Source organism: Chryseobacterium sp. NG-CE01 (genome assembly GCF_055695505.1).
Window position 1 is genome coordinate 3,249,376 of sequence record NZ_CM146369.1, and the last position, 22,302, is coordinate 3,271,677.

Annotated in this window: 20 protein-coding genes; 7 read left to right on the forward strand and 13 right to left on the reverse strand. The window is 37.7% G+C overall.

Annotation, left to right across the window (positions count from 1 at the left end; genetic code table 11):
• Window positions 1-232: 232 nt before the first annotated feature.
• Entirely contained in the window at window positions 233-562 is a 330-nt protein-coding gene (locus ACYT6F_RS15150; protein WP_472598467.1) for a hypothetical protein, read from the forward strand.
• On the opposite strand, the gene ACYT6F_RS15155 is transcribed toward ACYT6F_RS15150, so the two are convergent.
• Complete coding sequence (locus tag ACYT6F_RS15155; protein WP_472598468.1) at window positions 548-2,131, reverse strand: Na+/H+ antiporter; 1,584 nt, start codon at window positions 2,129-2,131, stop codon at window positions 548-550. The genes ACYT6F_RS15150 and ACYT6F_RS15155 overlap by 15 nt on opposite strands.
• A 352-nt stretch (window positions 2,132-2,483) precedes the next feature.
• Here ACYT6F_RS15155 and ACYT6F_RS15160 point away from each other — a divergent pair, with 352 nt between their 5' ends.
• Entirely contained in the window at window positions 2,484-2,900 is a 417-nt protein-coding gene (locus tag ACYT6F_RS15160; RefSeq protein ID WP_169230467.1) for a hypothetical protein, read from the forward strand.
• A gap of 69 nt (window positions 2,901-2,969) precedes the next feature.
• Here ACYT6F_RS15160 and ACYT6F_RS15165 read toward each other — a convergent pair whose 3' ends face one another.
• Complete coding sequence (locus tag ACYT6F_RS15165; protein ID WP_472598469.1) at window positions 2,970-3,770, reverse strand: HAD family hydrolase; 801 nt, start codon at window positions 3,768-3,770, stop codon at window positions 2,970-2,972.
• Window positions 3,771-3,904: 134 nt separating this feature from the next.
• Window positions 3,905-5,383 (reverse strand): alpha-amylase, encoded by a 1,479-nt coding sequence (gene amyA, locus ACYT6F_RS15170; RefSeq protein ID WP_472598470.1) that lies wholly within the window; start codon window positions 5,381-5,383, stop codon window positions 3,905-3,907.
• Window positions 5,384-5,548: 165 nt separating this feature from the next.
• On the opposite strand from amyA, the gene ACYT6F_RS15175 reads away from it, so the two are divergent.
• From ACYT6F_RS15175 to ACYT6F_RS15185, 3 genes are all read left to right on the forward strand, one after another.
• Window positions 5,549-6,163, forward strand: coding sequence for a hypothetical protein (locus tag ACYT6F_RS15175; protein ID WP_472598471.1), 615 nt, complete (start codon window positions 5,549-5,551; stop codon window positions 6,161-6,163).
• Window positions 6,164-6,424: 261 nt separating this feature from the next.
• The gene (locus ACYT6F_RS15180) at window positions 6,425-7,036 is read left to right on the forward strand and encodes a YciE/YciF ferroxidase family protein (protein ID WP_472598472.1); all 612 of its coding nucleotides are present in this window, start codon (window positions 6,425-6,427) and stop codon (window positions 7,034-7,036) included.
• Window positions 7,037-7,229: 193 nt separating this feature from the next.
• Window positions 7,230-7,823, forward strand: coding sequence for a Crp/Fnr family transcriptional regulator (locus ACYT6F_RS15185; RefSeq protein WP_472598473.1), 594 nt, complete (start codon window positions 7,230-7,232; stop codon window positions 7,821-7,823).
• Window positions 7,824-7,914: 91 nt separating this feature from the next.
• Here ACYT6F_RS15185 and ACYT6F_RS15190 read toward each other — a convergent pair whose 3' ends face one another.
• Window positions 7,915-8,376: an Lrp/AsnC family transcriptional regulator gene (locus tag ACYT6F_RS15190; protein WP_472598474.1), complete on the reverse strand. Its 462-nt coding sequence runs from the start codon at window positions 8,374-8,376 to the stop codon at window positions 7,915-7,917.
• A 331-nt stretch (window positions 8,377-8,707) separates the two neighbouring features.
• Window positions 8,708-9,874 carry a cytochrome-c peroxidase gene (locus ACYT6F_RS15195; RefSeq protein ID WP_472598475.1) on the reverse strand — a complete coding sequence of 389 codons (1,167 nt, stop codon included), beginning with the start codon at window positions 9,872-9,874 and terminating at the stop codon, window positions 8,708-8,710.
• Window positions 9,875-10,263: 389 nt separating this feature from the next.
• On the opposite strand from ACYT6F_RS15195, the gene ACYT6F_RS15200 reads away from it, so the two are divergent.
• The gene (locus ACYT6F_RS15200; RefSeq protein WP_472598476.1) at window positions 10,264-12,441 is read left to right on the forward strand and encodes an outer membrane beta-barrel protein; all 2,178 of its coding nucleotides are present in this window, start codon (window positions 10,264-10,266) and stop codon (window positions 12,439-12,441) included.
• Between the two features lie 153 nt (window positions 12,442-12,594).
• Window positions 12,595-12,894, forward strand: a complete 300-nt coding sequence (locus ACYT6F_RS15205; RefSeq protein ID WP_472598477.1) for a hypothetical protein — start codon at window positions 12,595-12,597, stop codon at window positions 12,892-12,894.
• A gap of 68 nt (window positions 12,895-12,962) precedes the next feature.
• On the opposite strand, the gene ACYT6F_RS15210 is transcribed toward ACYT6F_RS15205, so the two are convergent.
• From ACYT6F_RS15210 to ACYT6F_RS15245, 8 genes are all read right to left on the reverse strand, one after another.
• Window positions 12,963-13,325: a response regulator gene (locus tag ACYT6F_RS15210; protein WP_472598478.1), complete on the reverse strand. Its 363-nt coding sequence runs from the start codon at window positions 13,323-13,325 to the stop codon at window positions 12,963-12,965.
• Between the two features lie 35 nt (window positions 13,326-13,360).
• Complete coding sequence (locus ACYT6F_RS15215) at window positions 13,361-13,939, reverse strand: chemotaxis protein CheB (RefSeq protein ID WP_472598479.1); 579 nt, start codon at window positions 13,937-13,939, stop codon at window positions 13,361-13,363.
• Window positions 13,939-14,769, reverse strand: a complete 831-nt coding sequence (locus ACYT6F_RS15220) for a CheR family methyltransferase (protein WP_472598480.1) — start codon at window positions 14,767-14,769, stop codon at window positions 13,939-13,941. The genes ACYT6F_RS15215 and ACYT6F_RS15220 overlap by 1 nt, the downstream gene beginning before the upstream one ends.
• Window positions 14,769-15,134, reverse strand: coding sequence for a response regulator (locus ACYT6F_RS15225; RefSeq protein ID WP_472598481.1), 366 nt, complete (start codon window positions 15,132-15,134; stop codon window positions 14,769-14,771). Before ACYT6F_RS15225 ends, ACYT6F_RS15220 begins: the two co-directional genes overlap by 1 nt.
• A 15-nt stretch (window positions 15,135-15,149) precedes the next feature.
• Complete coding sequence (locus ACYT6F_RS15230; protein ID WP_472598482.1) at window positions 15,150-18,761, reverse strand: response regulator; 3,612 nt, start codon at window positions 18,759-18,761, stop codon at window positions 15,150-15,152.
• A gap of 6 nt (window positions 18,762-18,767) precedes the next feature.
• The gene (locus ACYT6F_RS15235) at window positions 18,768-20,243 is read right to left on the reverse strand and encodes a hybrid sensor histidine kinase/response regulator (RefSeq protein ID WP_472598483.1); all 1,476 of its coding nucleotides are present in this window, start codon (window positions 20,241-20,243) and stop codon (window positions 18,768-18,770) included.
• 396 nt (window positions 20,244-20,639) lie between these two features.
• On the reverse strand, window positions 20,640-21,473 hold the full coding sequence (locus ACYT6F_RS15240; protein WP_472598484.1) for a cyanophycinase: 834 nt from the start codon (window positions 21,471-21,473) through the stop codon (window positions 20,640-20,642).
• 13 nt (window positions 21,474-21,486) lie between these two features.
• On the reverse strand, window positions 21,487-22,302 hold the full coding sequence (locus ACYT6F_RS15245; RefSeq protein WP_472598485.1) for a Type 1 glutamine amidotransferase-like domain-containing protein: 816 nt from the start codon (window positions 22,300-22,302) through the stop codon (window positions 21,487-21,489).

Genomic DNA, 22,302 nt, shown 5'->3' on the forward strand with positions numbered 1-22,302 from the left:
AAAAATAAAATATTTTTGGTGAGATATTTGAATATGAAATTTTAACAAGAACTATTTTACCATTTTATACACCAACATTAAAAATTAATATAATGTCAACTCACTTTACCTATCCGAAAGACTGCCTTATCAGGGTGCTGTGGAAGTCTTTTTCCATTCCCGTCAATTGATTTTCATAAATCAGACCTAAGTGTTTTGAACCATTTTTTAAACCATTAACACCTTTACCGAAATGATTTTTGAAGATGAACATTCTGTAATGCAGGATAATCACAATCTTTCCTTTGTGAAAAACGTTGTAAACTTCCACGGCGACAAATCTTTTATACTTAATTCTTTACAGAAAATAAAGAACAATACTTTATGCAAAATAAAAAGAAGAACCATCAATAAACTTATTAAGGATTATACCCGCCATCTTAATTATATTGAGAATGAAGACATCAATTCCAAATCTGGCAATTATGAACTTTCTCCGGTCTATGCAAGACAATCGTACAATAAAGTACTTAAAGAAGATGAGTACCTGCAAAAAGTGCTGATGTTTTTAATGAATCAATAAAATCCTTTCTTCCTCCAGATCTATTTTCATGAGGTGCTTCCTGATCAGGTTCTCATCAAAATATTGCCTTTCATCATGATTCTGCTCGATAAGCCATGCTCTCTGGGCATCAAGAAGTTTCAGATAGGCATTTTTGGTCTCTGAGGAAAGCTTGATATCCGATTCTTCCTCAATTTTACCTTTCCATTTTTCATGAACCTGCTGCAGAAATACACTTTTGCCAAGCAGCTCGGTATAATTATCACTTAAATGCTGAACAGTCAGTTTGGCCAGTTCCCGACGGATCATATCTTCCGCTTCTTCGTCAGGAAGATGATCGTCATATTCAGGAAGATCAACTTTCCTGATGATAAGCGGCAGCGTAAGACCCTGAACAACCAACGTCGTAAGAATAACAATAAATGTAATAAAGAGAATAAGATTTCTCTGAGGAAAATCCGGTCCGCCTGCATATAATTTTACAGGAATAGAAAGAGCAGCTGCTAAAGATACCACTCCCCTCATTCCCGTCCATCCCAGGATGGCAGGAACTTTAAAGCCCGGATTTCTGTCATCGGCAACAGTAATATAATTTCTTGCAATAAGTGTTACCACTACTGCTCCGTAGGCAGATAAAATCCTTACCAGCACAAGAACGGCGGTGATCAGCAAACCGTATCCGATAGCTGATGAAATACTGACACCTTCCAGTCCGGAAACAATCTCGGGAAGATCCAGACCTATTAGAATAAAAACAATTCCGTTTAAAGCAAAAGCGAGACTTTCCCAGACATTGATGCCGCGAAGCCGTGAGGAAGTACTAAGAAACCTGTGACGGTTATTTGACAATAAAAGTCCGCCGCTCACTACCGCCAATACACCGGAACTATGAACTTCCTCGGCAGCGATGTACATTAGATAAGGTGCTACAATGGTGAGAATAGTATCCATATTGGCATCCGTCGGAAGCAATTTGTGACCTTTCATAAACAGCCATCCGATTAAAATTCCTATTCCAATCCCTCCAATCAGCATCCACAAAAAACTGAGTGCGGCTTCGTGCCAGATGAACTGACCGGTTGCAACAGCAATCATGGCGAAACGAAAAATGATCAGCGAGGAAGCATCATTCAAAAGACTTTCGCCTTCAAGGATTGAAGACATTCTATTCGGTACCTTTACGAATTTAAGAATCGCACCTGCACTCACGGCGTCGGGTGGTGAGACGATTCCTCCCAGTAAAAAACCGAGCGCGAGAGAAAATCCCGGAATAAAATGATTGGCTACAAAAGCTACTGTAGTTGCGGTAAGAAAAACGACGAGAAATGTAAAACTTCCTACAATTCTACGCCACTTCCAAAGTTCTTTCCAGGAAATTGCCCATGCCGCTTCATACAGTAAAGGCGGAAGAAAAATGATGAATATAAGTTCGGGATCTATTTTTACAACAGGAATATTTGGTACCGAACTTATAACAAGGCCTGCAATGACCAGCAAAACGGGATAAGCTACCTTGATTTTATTAGCCAGCATAATTAATAAGACAATAATAATAATCAGTACCAGATAAAACGGAAAGTTTTGTATCATTCAATAATTTTAAGAAATAAATTTACTGATTTCCTGTAAAAATCTGCATTAAGAAAATATAAATAAAAGAAGAGCTCTATCTACCGTAACTTTATATATCACCAAAAATTGATAAACTTAAAAAATAATTAATTTTAAGATACCACACTTGTACCACATTTTTAACTTCTGTAATTCTATATTATTATTGTTAATCGTCGTGCTGAAAGGGGTTATATGGTTGTTTTAAGATTAAAAAAAATAAAAATATCCGGTAATAAAATAGTATTCAAAACATAAGGCATAGTATTTGCAAATATAAATAACAACACATTCCCCATTTTTGAATAATAACTCAAACACACAAAATATCATGAACGTTGCAGATCTAAAAATCAAAAACTTAGTAGAGTATAGAAATCAGATTTATAATATTACTGAGATCTTCCAGGATAATGAAAAAGATTATTTTGTGAAAATAGAAAATGACATTCACAGTTTCTCTGTTCCGGCAAAGTCTATCAAGCCGATTCAGATTACTGAAGAGTGGCTTGAAAAATTCGGTTTTTCAAGAACCTACAGCTCCGATCAGTGCATCAGATACGAAAGACCGGAAGCGTTTATCAAATACGATTTTGACCTTAGCTCAAGAAAAATCGTAGACGGATTGAAAATTTACGGAAATTCGATCAGATGTAAGTATATTCATGAATTTCAGAATATCTTCTCGTGTCTGTTCGGTAAAGAGCCGGCAACAATGAACTACGGATTAGTAGGCACCGAATCTTAATTACAATATATTTTCCAATTAGAAAAGAAGCTGTTTCAAATTTTGAAATAGCTTCTTTTTTATTATTAATTAATTTTTATTTAAATAATTTTTTATGATTTGAAGTACGCCAAAATTATCATTGGAACATGCTTCAAAACTGGCAGCCTCCTTCACCGAGGGATGTGCATTCTTCATGGCATAAGAATATTTCGAGTTCTTCAGCATTTCAATATCATTCATATAATCTCCGAACGCCATGGTTTGCTGCGGCGAGATGTTCAGAGCATTCTGAAGTTTTTCCAATGCATTTCCTTTATTGATATTCTTATTCATAATGTCGAGCCAGAATTTCCCTGACACCACAACTTCTAAATCGTATTTCTCAAAATATTTTACAAAAGGATAAACGTTTAATTCGGAACCTTCGGGATGATATACGGCAATTTTAAAAATACTGTCATCACTTTCTGAGGTAAGATCTTCTACCCTTTCATTATTTGTATAAAATTGTGAGATATAATCAATAAAGTCGGCTTCATCAGTTTCGACATAAGCCTTTTTCTTTCCCGATAAGACGGCTCTTGCTCCGGGAATATCGCGGATAGACCTTATAATTTCAGTAATATGCTCCTGCTCCATTTTATCAGCAAAAAGCTCCTCGTTTCTGTATATCACATAACCGCCGTTTTCTGCAATAAAGGCCATTTCACCTTCAAGATTTCCAAAATATTTGGTGATTCCCATCATCTGTCTCCCGCTGGCCGGTACAAATAAAATATTTCTTTTTTTAAGTTCTTCATATACTTCCGGAAAGTCGGGTCCTACCTTATGTTCGGAATTGAGAAAAGTGCCGTCCATGTCCGTTACAATCATCCTGATGTCATCCATAAAAATATTTTTCAGTGTCTATTTCATACAAATATATTATTTATATTTTTAATGACTGACAGTGACTATAATGAAGTACTGATCCTTCCTTGACAGAATTATATTTTAAACCTGAACAATATTCATTTGAAATTCTATATTTCATCTGCTTTTACCCAAACACTTACTGAACCGGAATCTGCATAAAATACAGCCTTTCCGTTTTCATCTGTCGTTATTTCTTCTTTTCTGTGACCGAGAAAATCTTTAAACTTTGCATCAGCATTTTCTTTTCCGAGATCTATTTCCTTAGAACCTTCATCGCCGTTTGAAATAACAGTCACACATCCGAATTTTTGACCGGTGCCTTTTCTCACCCACGCAATACAGTTGGGATGATCAAAATATTTAATTTGCTCACCTGTCGCAAACTGCTGTCTGGCTACAAGAAGCTTTGGGAGGGCTTCAATCTTAGGCATGACAATATGCACTTCTTTTCCGTCAACAATATCAGTATATTCTGCTCCGAAAAGATCTGGATAGAATATGCAGGGGTAAGCATCTTCGGATAGTAAAATAATGGCATAGGCGAGCGGTTTGAACCAGTCAAGGACAGTAGATTCCAAAGCCTGCAGCTTCTGGGTATCATGGTTTTCGACAAAAGAAACTGAAAAAACGGGTCTTTCCTGTAAGAAACTGCCTTCTAAAATACGGCTAAGATCATAGTCTTTTCCTTCTTCCGAAGCTTTAAAAAAATTATAATGCAAAGGTGCGTCAAAACAGGAAATGAGATCATTCATTTTATCAGAAAAGCGAATGATCTTTTCGGCATCATCTTTCCAGAATTCACCTAAAACATAACAGTCCGGATTTAATTCTGTTTTTATATAAGTAATCCATTCTTTCAGAAAACCAGATGACAAGTGTTTCAGTGCATCGAGGCGCAATCCGTCTGCTTTGGTGGTCTCGAGATACCATTTGATCCAGTTTTTCATTTCCTGAATTACATGAGGATTCCGGTATTCTACATCCGCTCCCATAAGATAATCGTAATTTCCCAACTGATGGCTTACGTCATCCGTCCATTCGGTGCCGTATTCATTATGAATTTTAAAAATGCCGGTTATTTCTTTACCGTCTTTCTCAACGATATCTATACCTGAGAAGCAGTGGTAATCCCATATAAAATCCGAGTATTTTCCCTGTCTTCCCGGAAAGGTAAATTTTGTCATTGCCCCTACTTCAAATATATCAGAAATAATTTTGTTACGGTCTTCCTCATCGACCTGATGAACATTAATATTCTCCGATTCATCGGCACCCATCCTGTGATTGAGAACAATGTCGGCATATACTGCAATCCCCTGCTCGTGCGCTTTTTCAATAGCGTTTATATATTCTTCCTTTGTGCCGTATCGTGTAGGTATTCCGCCTTTCTGATCAAATTCGCCGAGATCATACAGATCGTACACATCATAACCTCTCCCTTCCAGCCCCAGGTTACATTTTGTAGCCGGCGGAAGCCATGCTGCCGTAATTCCGAGGCTTTTTAAATATTCGGCATTTTCTGCAAATTCATTCCAAAGTTTACCATTGTAATACCAATGGAAATACTGTATGATTACTCCGTTCATAATTTATAAAACTTTACGCTTATTCGTTTGATCTAAACGAATATCGAAAATAAAAATAATAAAAACTATGATTACACTCAACTGTGAAATCGCATTATGTGATTATGCTCATAAGATTTTTATAGTATAAACATTATATTTGTTAAACACCAACAAGATGATCATATGAAAGCGAAGAATATTCCGGGAGTTCCCGTCCAGAAAAGCGGCGGATTTCATGATACTGAAAGTACAAAACAATATAAAGATAACGAAACAGATGCCCAGTTTGAAATTCTCAAGAAACGTTTTTTCTCTATTAATAAATGGAAAGGCTATTGCGGGAAGGCATCAGCTGAATTTAAACATTTTAGTGAGTCCGGGCAGCCGGTTGATAGGATACCTCAGAGAGGAGATTTCATAAGAATCGGCATTCCTGGCCCGGGTAATACGGAGGCAGATGGTTACGACTGGGTAGAAATTGCCAATATTGCCCATAGAGAGATGAACCATTCTGAATCGTATATCATCTCGTGCAGACCTTCAAAAGACCCTAATAAATCCAGCAGCCGAATTGCCCATTTTTACAGCCGTTCGGCAACATCAAATATTATGATCGCTAAAGAAGGCAATATCTTAAAAGTAGGAGTTTACGCCAGGAATGAAAAACCTAATTTTAATGCCCGCTTTTTTGACAAAATAAGAAATTTAATGATTGCTGCGGGTGGAATGCTCGGTATTTCAAAGATACAGTGGAAACTGCTTGCTGAAGGTCTTCTTGATTTTAAAGGATCTGAATAATTGTTTTTCACTCTATGTACATTTCTGACTTCTCAATATTGAAGAGTCAGATTTTTTATAGTAAAGAAAGCTCTACAATTGAGGTTTTTAAGACAAAATATTGTTTTTGTCTGATTATTAAATATAAGGTTAAGGCGGCGCCGTTTCAGCAGCCTCATGTTGATCCTGAATATTTAGATACCACACAAAATGGTTTTGCACAAAGATGGTCTTATAGTTGCAGATTCATCACAAATCAATAATCACTAAATATAATTTATTATGGAAACTAAAACAGCAGCTAAAAAAACGGCGGCAAAAGCTACAGCTTCTAAAACAACTCCTTCTAAAACAACAGCTTCTAAATCATCAGCCAAATCAGCTTCAAAAACTCCTGCAAAAAAAGGTGCAGCTAAAGAACTGAAAGATCTATTTGAAGATTCTTTAAAAGATATTTACTGGGCAGAGAAAGCATTGGTAAAAGCTTTACCAACAATGATGAAAAATGCTACGGATGAAAAACTGAAGACATCTATTGAAAATCACCTTGCAGAAACAGAAAATCAGGTGCTAAGACTTGAAGAATGTTTTAAGGCACTGGGTAAAAAAGCTCAGGCTAAAAAATGTGATGCTATGCAGGGACTTCTTGATGAGGCAAAAAGCATTATCGAAGAAACTGAACCCGGAACGGTAAGAGATGCCGGAATCATTGCTGCAGCACAAAAAGTAGAACACTATGAAATTGCAACGTACGGAACGCTTGCTGCATTTGCAAAAGTACTGCAGGAAGAAGAGTGCCTTAACAACCTTCTTGAAACACTGAATGAAGAAAAAAAATGTGATGAACTGCTGACCAAGGTAGCCGATACCAACCTTAACAGCAAAGCAATGTAAACGCAAAGTTCAGATAAGATCAGGAGGTCTTTTTTTTAAGGCCTCTTTTTTTTATAAATTATCTTAAAAATTGCAGAAAAACCATATAAATGTGGTATTTTTTTTATTAATGTTTTTCATTTGTGGTTTGTTATTTGATTTTATTAAAACACAATTCAACTAAAATTCATTGTTGAACTATAATATTTAATATATGATAATTAGTGAAGATTTATTACGAGCATACGGAGGGTTTTATGAAACCTATGACATCCACGAAACGATTTTTCACGAAGGCACTATGCCTAAGTTTTATTATCAGATTGCCAGCGGTATTGTGGAACTTAACAATCATCATGAAGACGGGAAAGAATTTACTCAAAATATTCTTACGGAAGGACAGAGTTTCGGCGAATCGTTCTTATTTGATGACAAGCTTTATCCTACCAATGCAACTGCCAAAACACCGTGCAAAATCCTGAAGCTGCCAAAACGGGACTTCATCAATCTTCTGAAGAACAATCCGGAAGTTTCTTCAAAGATGTTCCAGTGTCTTGCGGATATTCTTTACAACAAGTATATTATGCTTTTCAATATTTCTTCTTCCGATCCTATATTTAAGATCAAAACCGTGATGGATTGCCTGAAGGGCAGCAGTAATGACCATAAATATTCTTTTCAGGTTCCGCTTACCAGGCAGCAGCTTGCCAATCTTACCGGCCTCCGTGTAGAAACGGTAATAAGAACCATAAAGAAAATGCACAACAGCAACCTTGTGAAAATCGAAAACAGAAAAATCTATTATTAAATTTTTATTTGAGACAAAATTACTTTTTCATATGATACGACGAAGAGATTTCAAAATTGGAGTCTCTTTTTGTTTCTTCGTGAATCTTTGCTTAAATCGTCAGTCCGTGCGTATTTTTTACCTGAGCCATCACAAAGGTGCTGTGCGTACTTCCAATAGAAGGTACAGCACCAAGAATATTGAAAACAAAATTCTGATACTGCTTCATATCTTTTACATATACTTTGAGCAGGAAATCAAAATCTCCGGAAATACTGTAGCATTCTGCCACTTCTTCGATTTCCAGAATTTCTCTTTCAAATTCTACGGCAAGATAGCTGTCGTTGCTTTTTAATTTTAGCTGACAGTAGACCGTGAAGCCAAGATTCAGCTTTTCGGCATCAAGAACAGCAGCATATTTTTTAATATACCCTTCCTGCTCAAGCCTTTTTACTCTTTCAAAAACAGGTGACGGCGAAAGGTTTACTTCTTTTGCAAGTTCTTTTACGGTTAGTTTTGAATCGTTTTGAAGCAACCTGAGCAGCTGCAAATCTTTATCGTCGAGATGGTCCATAGAATAATATTCTTTAAATAGTGTTACAGTACCAAATATAAAGAATTTTATTCTTTATTTAACTTTATCAAAAGTATTTTTTGCTTAATTAGGTCAATATAACAAATATATTATTCTTAATAATTAATTTTACTCAATACAATAATCCATTAGCAGTGAAATGTTGAATGGTATCAATAAAAAGTAAAGGGAATATTTTATGTGAGAGACGCTCCCTTTCCGGGAGCTCTCTTTTTCAGAAAAGAAGCAAAATATACATATAGTTAAAAAATTACAAATTAGTAAATTAATCTTAGGGGAGGCAGCTTTACATTTTCGTACGGCTGCTTTTTTATTTTGGCAATTCCGGGATCGTTGCTTTTTCGGGTTTAGAAGATAAAGTTTTCAGAAAGGCTTCCAGCTGTGCGACTTCCCTGTCAGATAACTCAAGCATCCGTACCATTCCGGATTTTTCAGATTTCAGCATCATGCCTTCATGTACTGTAGTTCGTTTTTGGGAATATTCAGGGTTTCCTTTGCTGTAAAACTGTATGACTTCCTGTAAGGTAGCCATCGATCCGTTATGCAGATAAGGTCCTGTACGGGATACCTCCCGAAGTCCGGGAACACGGAATCTTCCGGCATCATCAGTATTTTTTGTTACGAGATATCTCCCGAGGTCCTCCCCTTTTTCGCCTAACAATGCTGTTCCGATATTTTCAAACGCATTATTGGAAAAATATCCCGAATTGTGACAATTGATACATTGTGCCTTTGTCCTGAACAGGTGAAGTCCCATGAGTTCGTCATCGGTATAAACATCTGCTTTGCCGTCAATAAACTGATCAAATTTACTGGCGGAACTTTTCGCGGTTCTCTCAAAGGTGGCAATTGCTTTTGCAATACGTTCTTTGGTAACGGTTTTATCGCCAAAGGCTTTTTCAAATAAGACCTGATACCCTTTTACCGCAGCAATTTTACCGGCCGCCAGATCCATATGGCCATTCATTTCCCGCTGGTCTTCAATTGGCATTTTAGACTGTGCTTCCAGCGAATTGGCGCGGCCATCCCAAAACAGATTTTTAGCATACAACGTATTAAGAATACTCATTGCATTCCGGACACCGCGCTGGCGGTCGTGACCAAAGGAAACCGTTCTGCTGTCGCACCATCCCAATTCCGGATCGTGGCATGAAGCACAGGCAATCTGCTCTGAACTTGAAAGACGGGGATCGAAGAAAAGTGTTTTTCCCAATAATTCTTTTTCAGCAGAATAAGGATTGTCGGAAGGAAAAGGAGTTTCCGGCAAGTGGCCGATCTCAGCAAATGTAGAAACAGACTCGGGGTCAAGAATAGGCTTTGGCCATTTTGAAGGGTCTCCTGAAGAATACAGCCTTCTCAGATTATCCAGAAAAGCAGTTTGTATCCGGGCTTCTTTTTTCACCGAATTGTTGAGACAGTTATTTAAAACTGATATGAGAAGAAATAAAACGAGAGTCCAGCTGATCGCGTTCTTCATGGCCATCCTAATTTCAGCAAAAATAAGATATTTTTTAATGATGATTCATGTGAGTATTATTGAAAAGATATTATGAGAACAAAGGATGCCGCCGCCAATTTTTACTGCAAATCAGCTATTTTTCTTTTTATGTTAAATTATTTAAAAATTTAATTCTGAGTTATCTTTAAAATTAATGAAGAGCATATTCTTTTTATGTTTATTATTCTGTATCCATAACAAGTATGTACTGAGATGTTTAATAATAATCCTTTTATTTTAATACTGATAAAATCAACTGTTTTGGATTTTTAAATCTTTATTCTTTCATAAAATATGTGGTAGAATTAATTCCAGCGATGTAACAATAACCCACACTAAGGTGTCTTATATGTAAAACCTAGTTTTAAATGAAAACCATTTTAATACCGATCGCCTTACTGGCAGGCATTTTTACATTTGCACAAACAGAAAAAGACACGATAAAAACCAATGAAAAGGAAATTGAAGGAGTAACCGTAACGGTAAGAAAACCAACTGTGGAATCTAAGGTAGACCGTACTGTTTTTAATGTTGCCAACAGTTCGATTCTTGCGGGAAACACAACCTGGGATGTCCTGAGAATGACACCTTTGGTAAGTATTGATAATAATGATGCAATAAAGGCAGAGGGAGAATCTGTAACGGTATACATTAACGACAGGAAATCTGTGTTTACGGGCAAGGAACTGAAGGAATACTTGAAAACCATTCCGGCAGACAATCTCATGAAGATTGAGGTAATTACGAGTCCTTCTTCCCGATATGAAGCAACCGGAACCGTTATCAACATTGTTCTTAAAAAGCGTGATGATGAAGGGATGAAAGGAAGCATAACGCTGAATAACAGGCAGAATACAAAAAATTCCCAGTATACCAATTTTAACCTGAATTATCACAAAAAAAACTTTACGCAGACTCTTATCGGGAGCTATAGTGACAATACCTACGTCCAGAAGAACTCCAGCTTTTATACCTGGTATGATGACAATTCTACCAACCAGATCGACAGCTATGTCATTGGCAGAAGCAAAAGTCCATCAGTTTCTTCCACCTCAGAATTTGAGATTGACAACAAAAACACCGTGGGCGTTATCCTGGAATATTATCAGAGTAATTCTACTTCCAATTCCGAAGCAGACAGAAAAGATTTCATCAACAATATTTTCGACAGCTCGTATGAACAAAATCAGAACTCAAGCGGAATCAACCGCAATTTAGGAACCAACATCTTTTACAAATGGTACGACAAGGAAAAGAATAAGATTCTGGATGTAAACCTGGGTACCAATTACTACGGCCAGTCTGAAGACAGCTACTTTATCAATAATATTTTCTCCGTTGCCGAAGGATCATCCACAAAGGATCTTGGGGTAATCACAGACACGGAAAACAGGAATTATTATGCAAAGATCGATTATACACAGCCCCTCGGAAAAAGCGGTGCCATTTTTGAAGTCGGCGGTAAAGTAAACTTTAACAATAACGCAATTCCTAATAATTTATACGGAAGCATGCTGAGCGGCCTGAGCTCTAATGATGTTTTTCATTATGAAGATCAGATTACCTCGCTATACGCCAACTATAGCAGAACATTTTTTAAAAAGCTGGAAACCAGAATCGGGCTTCGTTATGAATATATCGATTACAGAATCCGCCAGGATATCGCAGGTGTTTCCAGAAAAGACGGATACGGCAGTTTTCTTCCCAATATTTTGCTGAAATATACTTTCTCGGACAAATATGATCTAAGCTTAACCTACAACCGTAATATCTGGAGACCGTGGTATGCCGAATTCAACCCGTTTATGACACCAAATACAGACGGAATTTACAGCAGGGGAAATATTGAGCTGAATCCTAACCCGAGTGACAGGCTTTATATGAAACTCGGGATCCTGAAGAAATATTTTATCTCTGCAAGGTATATGTTTACGGATCAGGATTACTGGACAGATAATCTTAAAGAAGATATTTTTGTGGATGGTAAGAAAAAAACGATTAATATTACCCAACCTTCCAATTTTATCGGGAAAGTTCATAAATATTATCTTTATGCAAACACAAATCAGACCTTTTTTAAGAATAAATTTACCGTAAATCTAGGCCTAGGATGGTACTACATAGACAACAGTGATTTCAACGCAAAGAACGGCATCACAGGCAATGCGTACATCAGTTACCTGAGTGCTTCTACCAATCTTTCTTATACCAATTTATTTAATAAAAATATTAACCTTAGTGCATGGGTGGAAATCTCAAACCAGAATAACGGAAATTCCACTACTAACCGAGCGAATGTGTTTCATAATATTTCAGCAACCAAAATATTCCCGAAAACACAGATGGAAGTCAGCCTTCAGCTTATGAATATTTTCCAGAGACCGAATTATGATGCCACGACATACAACCAGCAGGGCTTTGTAAGAAGCTCTTCTAAATGGGACTGGTACGGTGCATCGATTTCTTTTGTAAAACGTTTCGGAAATCAGAAAGTAAAAGAAAATACCAAAACCGATGTTGAGAAAAACGGTGGCGGCGGAAAATAAATCATCCTTATTTTAGCTGGGCGGATAATGAAGCATAATGCTCATTATCCGTTTTCATTTAAGCATTGCATAATTTATCATAATAAAATGCTAAATATACTTTTATGATGATTTGTGGCACAGATATTTTATATGATATTTAAAAATGCTAAGATGACACAAAACCCGGAAATAAAAAGGATGATCAAAAAGTATTTAACGATATGCGTTAAATCTCAATTTGATATAGACATTAATTTGGAAAAAGAATATGCCCTCACAGAAAATTTAGTCTCTAAGAAAACAATTATTGCCCCTACTTTTACGAAGAAGATATTATCGAAACCGGGACTGAAATTATTCCTGACCTCAATAATTACCGAAATCAATAATGAGAAATGCAGTATGGACTTTATCCTGGAAAAGATAAAATCCTTAAGAGGAAATGACTCCCAGCAAATTCAAATGATCTAAATAAGAACATCCCGGTATTTGATACCGGGATTTATTTTTTACTGAATAGTGTAGATTTCTGTCATTTTTTACTGTAAAAAATTGGCTACCTTTTCTTCAAGATCTTCAAGATTGAATGGTTTAGCGACATAATCATCTGCCTGAGCCTGCCTGGCAAGCGCTACAATGTCGTTATTTGCCGTTACATAAATGACTGGGATGTGTTTGAAGTCTTCATGATTTTTCAGAAGTTTTGTTGCTTCTACCCCGCCGATTTTAGGAATCCAGTTATCCATAAGAATAACATCGGGCTTATACTGAGCCACTCTTTCCAGAATATCGTGCGAAGTTTCCGAAATTTCCACCTGATAACCATTTTCTTCAAAAATGATGCTGATCACTTCAAGAATAGTAGTGTCGTCATCAAAAATCAGGATTTTCTTTTTGTTCATATTCTTACTTAGTTGTTAGGGATTTACTTTTATTTTTATAATTGATTAATATATCCGGCGAGTTCATGAGGCTGTATGATCTTATCATATTTCACAGCTTCTATGGCATGGCGGGGCATATAGTCTACTTCTGCCGTTTCAGGGTCCTGAATCCATACTTTTCCCTTATTTTTTTTGATGTATTCCAGGCCTTCGACGCCGTCGGCATTAGCACCTGATAAAAGTACGCCGATCAGGCTTTCACCATAAATCTCAGCAGCCGACTTGAAGGTAACGTCAATTGACGGACGGGAATAGTTCATTTTCTCCGAGCTGTCCAGTGACATTATTTTTTTATTTTCAAAAAGAAGATGATAATCTGCTGGCGTGATATAAATTTTATTGCTTTCAATCTCCGTTTTATCATCTATTTCTACAACTTCCAGAGGCGACAGCTGCTGAAGCAGTGCCTGGAGGATATTGGTTGAATGCGCTTTTCTGTGCAGCACCAGCAATACAGAGACATTGATATGATCATTCAATTTTTTAATCATCTCAAGAATAACCTTAAGACTTCCTGCGGAGCCGCCGATAACTATTAATTCTGCTTTACTATTTTCTTTGTTCGATATCATTAATTGTGATCCAATTTTTTCCAGATCCTCTGATCATCAACCTGATGATAATTTTCATCTAATTTAGAAAATCTTAGTGTTTCTTTCGCACCTAATGCTAAAAAACCTAAATTTTCCAGACTGTTATCAAATAAACGGAACACTCTTTCCTGCAGGCCACGGTCAAAATAGATCAGTACATTCCTGCATACAATCAGCTGAAAACTGTTGAAGGAGCTGTCTGAAACAAGGTTATGGGTAGATAAAATCAACTTCTCCTGTAAGCTTTTATCAAATCTTACGCTGTCATAATTAGCAGTATAATAATCCGAAAAGTCTTTTTTTCCGCCGGATAAAATATAATTTTCCGAGTATAATTTCATCTGCTGCAACGGAAAAATCCCGGATCTGGCCGTTTCCAGCACCGAAGGATTAAGATCCGTTCCGTAAATGAGTGATTTATGATAAAGATTGGCTTCTTTAAGGAGAATGGCTATGGAGTATGCTTCCTCTCCGGTTGAACATCCGGCCACCCAGATTCTTATCAGCGGATACGTTCCCAGCTGAGGCAGTATTTTTTCTCTTAAGGCTTTAAAGAATACCGGATCACGGAACATCTCGGTAACGTTCACAGTAATTTCTTCTATAAAACGCTTCAGATATTCCGGATCATTCAGAATGGTGTATCGCAGCTCGGCAAAGCTGGTAAAACGATCTATGAGGCAGATACGGTTTACCCTGCGCTTAAAAGACGCTCTGCTGTATTCGGAAAAATCGTAGCCATACATATCATAAACATCTTTAATCAAGTATTCTACCTCTTCATCTTTTATGATACTAGGTTCCAGCATTACGGTAATTTTTCTATGGCATTGATTAACTGATCCACATCTATCGGTTTTGATACATAATCGTATGCTCCGGCATCAAGGCATTTCTGGCGGTCTTCCGGCATGGCCTGCGCTGTAACGGCAATTACAGGCACTTCGCTGATGGAAGGCGTGCTTTTTATTATTCTGATGGCTTCATAACCGTCCATCTCCGGCATCATCATATCCATGAGAACGACGGTAAACTGATTGTCGTTGTTCAGGATATCAATCGCTTCCTGAGCCATTGTACAGCTTTCAATCTGATATCCGCGGGATTTCAGGGTGAGCCTAAGGGCAAATATATTTCGCGGATCATCGTCCACAATTAAAACTTTTTTGTTCATCAGAATTTTAGCTGTTTACATTTCATATAACCAAACTCTAAGTAAAGATAATAGCTGATCAATATCCACCGGTTTCGAAATATAGTCCGAAGCTCCGGCAGTGATGCATTTTTCACGTTCCCCGATCATTGATTTTGCGGTGATGGCAATAATCGGAAGCCTTGTAAACATCGGCATTTTTCTGATCTGCTTAATGGTTTCGTAGCCATCCATTTCCGGCATCATCATATCCATCAGGATAACATCTACGTCCGGATGTTCTTTGATCTGCTGCAGGGCATGCTTTCCGTCCATGGCCACCACTACTTCCACTTTATATTTTTCGAGTGCTTTTGTAAGTGAAAATATATTCCGTACATCATCATCGGTGATCAGTATTTTTTTATCGCTTAATACTTCGGTTAAAGATCCAAGGGTTTTACTTCTTACAGTTTCAGGAGAATTGTTTTTTTCTTCAACCAAATGAAGGAACAAGCCTACTTCATCCAGAATTCTCTGATAAGAATGTGCCGTTTTTACCACGATAGAATCTGCATACTGCTTTATTTTCAATTCTTCTGATTTAGATAAATTCTGTTCAGTAAAAATAATGATCGGTAAGTTTTCCAGGCCTTCATAACTCTTTATGGATTCAATGATTTCGTATTCATCTCCTTTTGAAGATCCGATGTCAAGAATCACACAGTCTACATGATCGGTGGTCAGTGCTTTCACACTGTCTTCTACATTGTTTTGCACCGATAACGAGATGTTGAAATTGCCAAGGAAGTAAGAAAGCGCACTGGCATGTTTCGCATTTTCTTCGACAATAAGTACTTTCTGCGGAGATGTGGTGAGCACTTCTTCAATTTTTCTGAAAACTTCGGTCATCTGATCCAGGGCTACCGGCTTATTAATAAAGTCAATAGCTCCCTTCATCAGACTTTCCTTTTTAACATGCAGTACGGACATCATATGCACCGGAATATGTTTGGTTTCAGGATTTGATTTAAGTTCATCCATTACCTGCCACCCGTCTTTTACGGGAAGCTGAACATCAAGCAGAATAGCGTGCGGCCGGTATTGTAATGCTGCCGACAGACCGTGATCTCCCCGCACTACTACAACAGCTTTATAATTCTGCATACGGGCATATTTCAGCAGCGCTTTGGCAAAATTGGTATCGTCTTCAATAATGAGAATTACTTTATCACCATCCTGAATGCTTTCTCTGTCGTCATCTACATCCTCAGGAATTTCTAAAGCATTGATGGTATTGTAATATTCTTCTTCCCCATCATCCAGAATATTTTTTATTTCAACAACATCTTCACGGATAATCTCAACAAGATCCTGATCGGTCTCCACATGTTCAATTTCAGTAACTGCTTTTACAGGAATGATAAGGCTAAATTCGCTTCCTTCATTCACTTTACTTTCCAGAGTAAGCTCACCGCCCAGAAGTCTTGCGATTTCCCTGCTGATTGATAACCCCAGACCAGTACCACCGAATTTTCTTCTGGTGGAACCGTCTGCCTGCTGGAATGCTTCGAAAATAATTCTCTGCTTGTCTTCCGCAATACCGATTCCTGTATCTTTTACAGAGAATACAATAAAGTCTTTCTTTTTATCATCTTTTCTGATATGTAAATCAATGCTTCCTTCGGTAGTAAACTTCAGAGCATTTGACAATAAGTTTCTCAAAACCTGGTCTACTCTTAAACGATCGGTTTCAAGTGTGCTGCTCAGCTCATGATCAATCTGCACGTTAAACTGAAGCCTTTTTTCCTGGAATACCGGATTAAAGAGATTTTTTAAATCTTTTACAATATCATTGATTTCTACATCCTGATATTCCAGTGTCATTTTCCCGGATTCTATTTTGGCAAGATCAAGAATTTCATCAATTAACGTTAGAAGACTGCTTCCTGAACTCTGAATTACCTTGGCTGATTCGATCTGATCTTCATTGAGGTTTTCTTCCGGATTTTCAGCCATCAGACGTGATAAAAGAAGAATTGAATTAAGCGGGGTACGCAATTCATGAGACATATTTGCAAGGAATTCCGATTTGTATTTTGTGCTTAAAGCAAGCTCTTCCACTTTTTTCTGAATCTCACTGTTGCGTTCTGCAATCAGATGGTTTTTCTCTTCCAGCAGCCTTGATCTCTCTTCAAGCTCTGCATTGGCCTGCATTAATTCTTCCTGCTGTACTTTCAATTCTTCTTCTGAAGCCTGAAGCTTTTGGGTCTGGGCTTCAAGTTCCGTGTTGAGGTTTTCCAGTTCAGAATGCTGTACCTGCAGTTCTTCAGACTGTGCCTGGGTCTCTTCAAGAAGCTGCTGTTCTTTTTCACGGCTTTTTGCCGCACTCAAAGCGACCCCGATATTTCTCGTACATTCAACGAAATAATCAATTCTGCTTTCGTCAAAATTATTGGTAGATCCCAATTCCAGGACACCGATAACGTTGCCGTCTGCAAAAACCGGCAGCAATAATATTCCGTAAATTTTTATCGTGCTGCTTGCAAATGTTACTACAAAATCATCTTCATGCAGATTGTTATAGACCTGTGTTTTTTCACTGATGAAAGTTTGTCCTACCATGCCTTCTCCAGGCTCAAAGAACTTTTTCATATTGTTTTCCAGACCGAAAGCTGCTTTCAGCTTCAGCATTCCTTCATCATAAATATAAAGGGATCCATTGATGCATTTTCCGTAATCAATGATCTGCTGAAGAGCATTATCTGAAACTTCCTGTACCGATTTGTTTCCCATAAGGGATTCGTTGAGTAATGCAAGTCCTTTCTGGCGCCAGTCGCTGGCATTGATCTTGTCGAAAGAAATTTTCAGTGATTCGGTCATATGATTCAGTGATTCGGCGAGATCCCCGAGGTCATCCTGAGAGTTGTCTACCGCTCTCTGGCTGTAATCTCCGTTCGCTACTCTGTTCGCAATCTGCTGAATCGCACTTACTCTTTTGCTGATCTCAATATCTTTAGCCTGAAGAGCTTTTTCCAGTTTATCTCTTCTGATAAGATCTGCTCTTAATTTTAAATAAAAGAATGTGGTAACCACAATGGCAGCAATAGCAGAAAATATAATGAATAAAACCGTCGTATTGGATGATCTGTTGAGATCTTTATTTTTAATAGCAAGCTGAACCTCTTCGTATTGTACAAATTCCTGAACAATTTTGCGGCATCTGTCCATGTACGATTTGCTCATAAGAACCTGCTGCTGGCTCATGACAACTCCCTTTTTTCTATTCTCTACAAAATGTTTGAGATTTGAAATATTTGTATTAACATTTCTTTCCAGCTCGTGCAGCCTGCTGATCTGCTTGTCATCGGTAATATCGAGGTTTTTGGCCCGTTCTATTGCCTTTGGAAACTCAATAAGGCTTCGGTTAAATGGATCAAGGAAATTTTCCCTTCCGGTAAGCTGATATCCTCTGTTTCCCGTTTCTGCGTCCAATAGCGAAATTAAAACATCTTTTACGGCAGTAATGGACCTCCTGCTCCTGGAAAGGCTCTCGCGGTTGTCCATCTGTTTTTGGATGCTTACATAAGATGCAACGGAACTCGCAATCAGGATTACTAATGAAAGCCCTACTCCAAACTGAAGATTTCTTATAATTTTTTTCGGCATTGAAAATTAATTTAATGGTAATGTGAAATAAAACGTAGATCCTTCATCTACTTTACTGGAAACACCAATACTTCCGTGATGCTGCTTAATGATTTCCGAACAGATGAATAATCCTATTCCCATCCCCTGAAACTGCAGGGAAGATTCTTCAACACGATAGAACTTACGGAAAACAGCTTCCTGTTTGAAATCTGGTATACCGATTCCGAAATCGGTGACGTTCACCTTTACTTCCTGCTCTTCTTCATCTACAAAAGTAGTAACGATTACCTGATTGTTTTTGGGAGAATATTTTATGGCGTTTGTTAAAAAGTTGATTAAAACCTGCTCGATACGGATTTCGTCAAGCGGAATAAGAATGTCGGGTTTTATACCGTCGCGTTTTATTTTTACACGGTTTTCATCGTGGGTCTGAAGAATCGTGTCGATAGCATTGCTGATGACACTTTCCAGATTGGTTGGTTTTTTGGTGATTTTCAGCTTGCCGTTTTCTATTTTGGAAACATCGAGCAAATCGGTAATCAGGGTATTGAGTTTTTCGATCTGGTCCTGAACTTTGGTTACAAAACCTGCTTCGGCGCTTTCTTTATCAAGCTTAAGTTTTCTTTCCAGCAGCTGAACGTATGCTTTGATGCTGGTTAAAGGAGTTTTGAGCTCATGGCTCGCAATACTCAGGAATTCATCTTTTTCCTTTTCTACTTTTTTCTGATCGTCGATATCTGTAAAAGTTCCTACCCAGTTCTTAATTTGATCTCCTTCATACACCGGAGTCACCCGAAGAAGGTGGTAACGGTAGTTTCCGGACTCCACGTTTTTGATTCTCACCTCAAGTTCCAGAGCAGTTTCTTTTTTCCTGCAGCGGTCCAGTTCTTCTTTAATGTTGAAATCATCAGGATGGGTTTCCGGGAACTGTTCTGCAGATCCGGAGTATTGATGCCATTTGCAGTTTACAAAATCCACAGTTCCTTCTTCATTCAGAGTGAAGGCGATCTGCGGCAATGATTCCAGCATGAGGTGAAAATGATCGATCTGTGACTTCATGGTAACCTGCGACTCTCTTCTTCCTTTTACTTCAAGCTCCAGACTCTGCTGCGTTTTTTTCATCGCAAGATTCTGCTCCTGAAGGCTGTAGAAAGTTTTCACCTTCAGCATAAGAATTTCCGGATCTACGGGTTTTGTCACGTAGTCTTTACCTCCTGAAGCGTAGCCACGCGTAATAAATCTTTTCTCGGTATTTACCGCAGACAGAAATATAATGGGCACTTCTTTCGTTTTGCTGTAGCCTGCGAGCGTTTCAGCAACTTCGAAGCCATCCATATCGGGCATCTGTACATCTAAAATAATTAAGGCATAATCATTCTTCAGTGCTTTTCCCAACGCTTCCTCTCCGGAGTCAGCCGTATCCACCTGGAAATCTTTTGATTCCAGCAATTTTTTCAGTGAATAGAGGTTACTCTGGTTATCATCAACAATTAAGATCATAGAAATATAAAAATCAGTAATTAATTATATTTAGTTCAGCATCAAAAATACTCACAATATTCCGAAAACCACTACTATTTTCATGATTATCCGCATGTGCGTGTCATTATTATGAATATAATTTAACATTGAAAAAAAATTTTAAAAGACGAAGCAATATTTATTCCACTAAATCAATATTTTAGAAATTATTTTAACTAAAAATTTAAAAAACTCAGAAAATTTTCTTCAAAAACTATAATTCACGGCACAGTGTTTGAATATTGACTGGCAACACTTTTTCACTTAAATATATACTTTCAAATTTTAAACCCCTGTAAATACAGGGGTTTATTGTTTTTGAATTGAATTAGCAAGATGTAAGCATTAGCTGTTAAGAATCTATTATTTAAATTTCTATTCTGCACCTTTAAAGATTTTTTTATTAAAATCAAACATACAGTTATCGGTTAATATATGTATTGTTAGGTTTTCGGTATAGATGGGAGATCCTTTTTCTGCGGTATCAATATTAGTATGCCCGATATTTTCTGCATTCAGCAGCCACACCATTCCTGATCCGCGACAGGTTGCCTTAGCCCCTTCTTCAATAAGCAGTGCCGTATCTTCACCCAGACCGATTCCCCAGCAATGGCGATGAAGGATGACAGCATGCGCCAGCCTCCCAAATCTTGCCCGATGTATAAAATGGGTATCGATAATGCAGTTATCAATAAATCCCAGCCCAGAATTCAGTTCGATATCATGTTCGAGCATTGCTTCACCGTTTTCGGCTTCCATAATGATAATTTCGGGTATGCACATCGCTCCCGCACTTGTTCCTGCAATCGTGAAATCTTTCTCATTGGTATATTTTTCTTTCAGAAGATGGCGTAATGCAGATTGTTTTAATTTCTCATAAATCCTCGCCTGGTCACCACCCGTGAAAAATACGGTTTTTGCAGCGGAGACTCTTTTAAACTGATAATCCGTATGCACCTGATCATCGCAGATATCCAAAAAATCGAAGTTGGAATATCCTATTTCGTTAAATGTTTTGGCATAAGTTTCACGAATGCTCTCCGGCTCGGAGCTGGCTGATGTAATAACCTCGATACGGTCGGCCTTTGATACGGCCAGAAGCTTCAGAATTTCATGAGGTGAAAAATCCCTGTTCCTGTCTTCCATTTCAGAGTGGTTACCTTCTTTATCTTCCTTGCCTCCTATGATTAATAATCGTCCTTTTGCCATCTCGTAAATTGTGTTAGTTACTGACTGAAGCTTTGTATCCGGTATTGACAACTTCGCCATTTGTGAGATTCAGCATGCATCCGTCTACAAGAATGTGTCCCTTCAGATTTTTTACAAACATCGTGTTTCCTTTATCAAAATCGTTAGCATTGATTTTTTTTACATTTCTTGCGTTGATAAGCATTACCGAACCACTTCCCTTACAAAGCACTTTGGTTCCTTCCTCAATAATAAGAGCCGTATTTTCGCTCAGGCCGAGACCAAAATATTCATTATTCAGAATAACATTTTTAATGAGATTTTTAAAACGCGTCTTATGATCAAACCGGGTATCAATAATACAGGTGTTGATAAAACCCAGCCCGTCGTTCACTCCAGAATCTTTCATGAAAATGCCGGAAATGCACATAGCGCCAACATTAATGCCGACAACAGTAAAATCTTCTTCCAAAAGATATTTGCGGTATAAAAGTTTAAGGATCGAAGAATCTCTCAGCACTTCGCAAAGCTCGGGCTGTTCGTCGGTAAAGATTACAACTTTAGCTCCGATAAGTCTGGACGATACTTTTTCATCCTGATTCTCTTCCTGATTAAGGTACAGGAAGTTAAAATTTTGGTAGCCTGCAGCCAGGAGTTCTTCGGAATATTTTTTTTCGATCTGTTCTTTATGATCCGATGCTGTACTGATAAGCTCTATAGACACATCTTTTCTGCCGCATAACAGTTGAAATATCTGATGCAAAAAGAATTGTCCGTCTGTTTGTTGTTTGTTTTCAGCATTTACAGCATCTGTATTTCTGATCATAATAAGCTTTCCTTTTGGAATCAT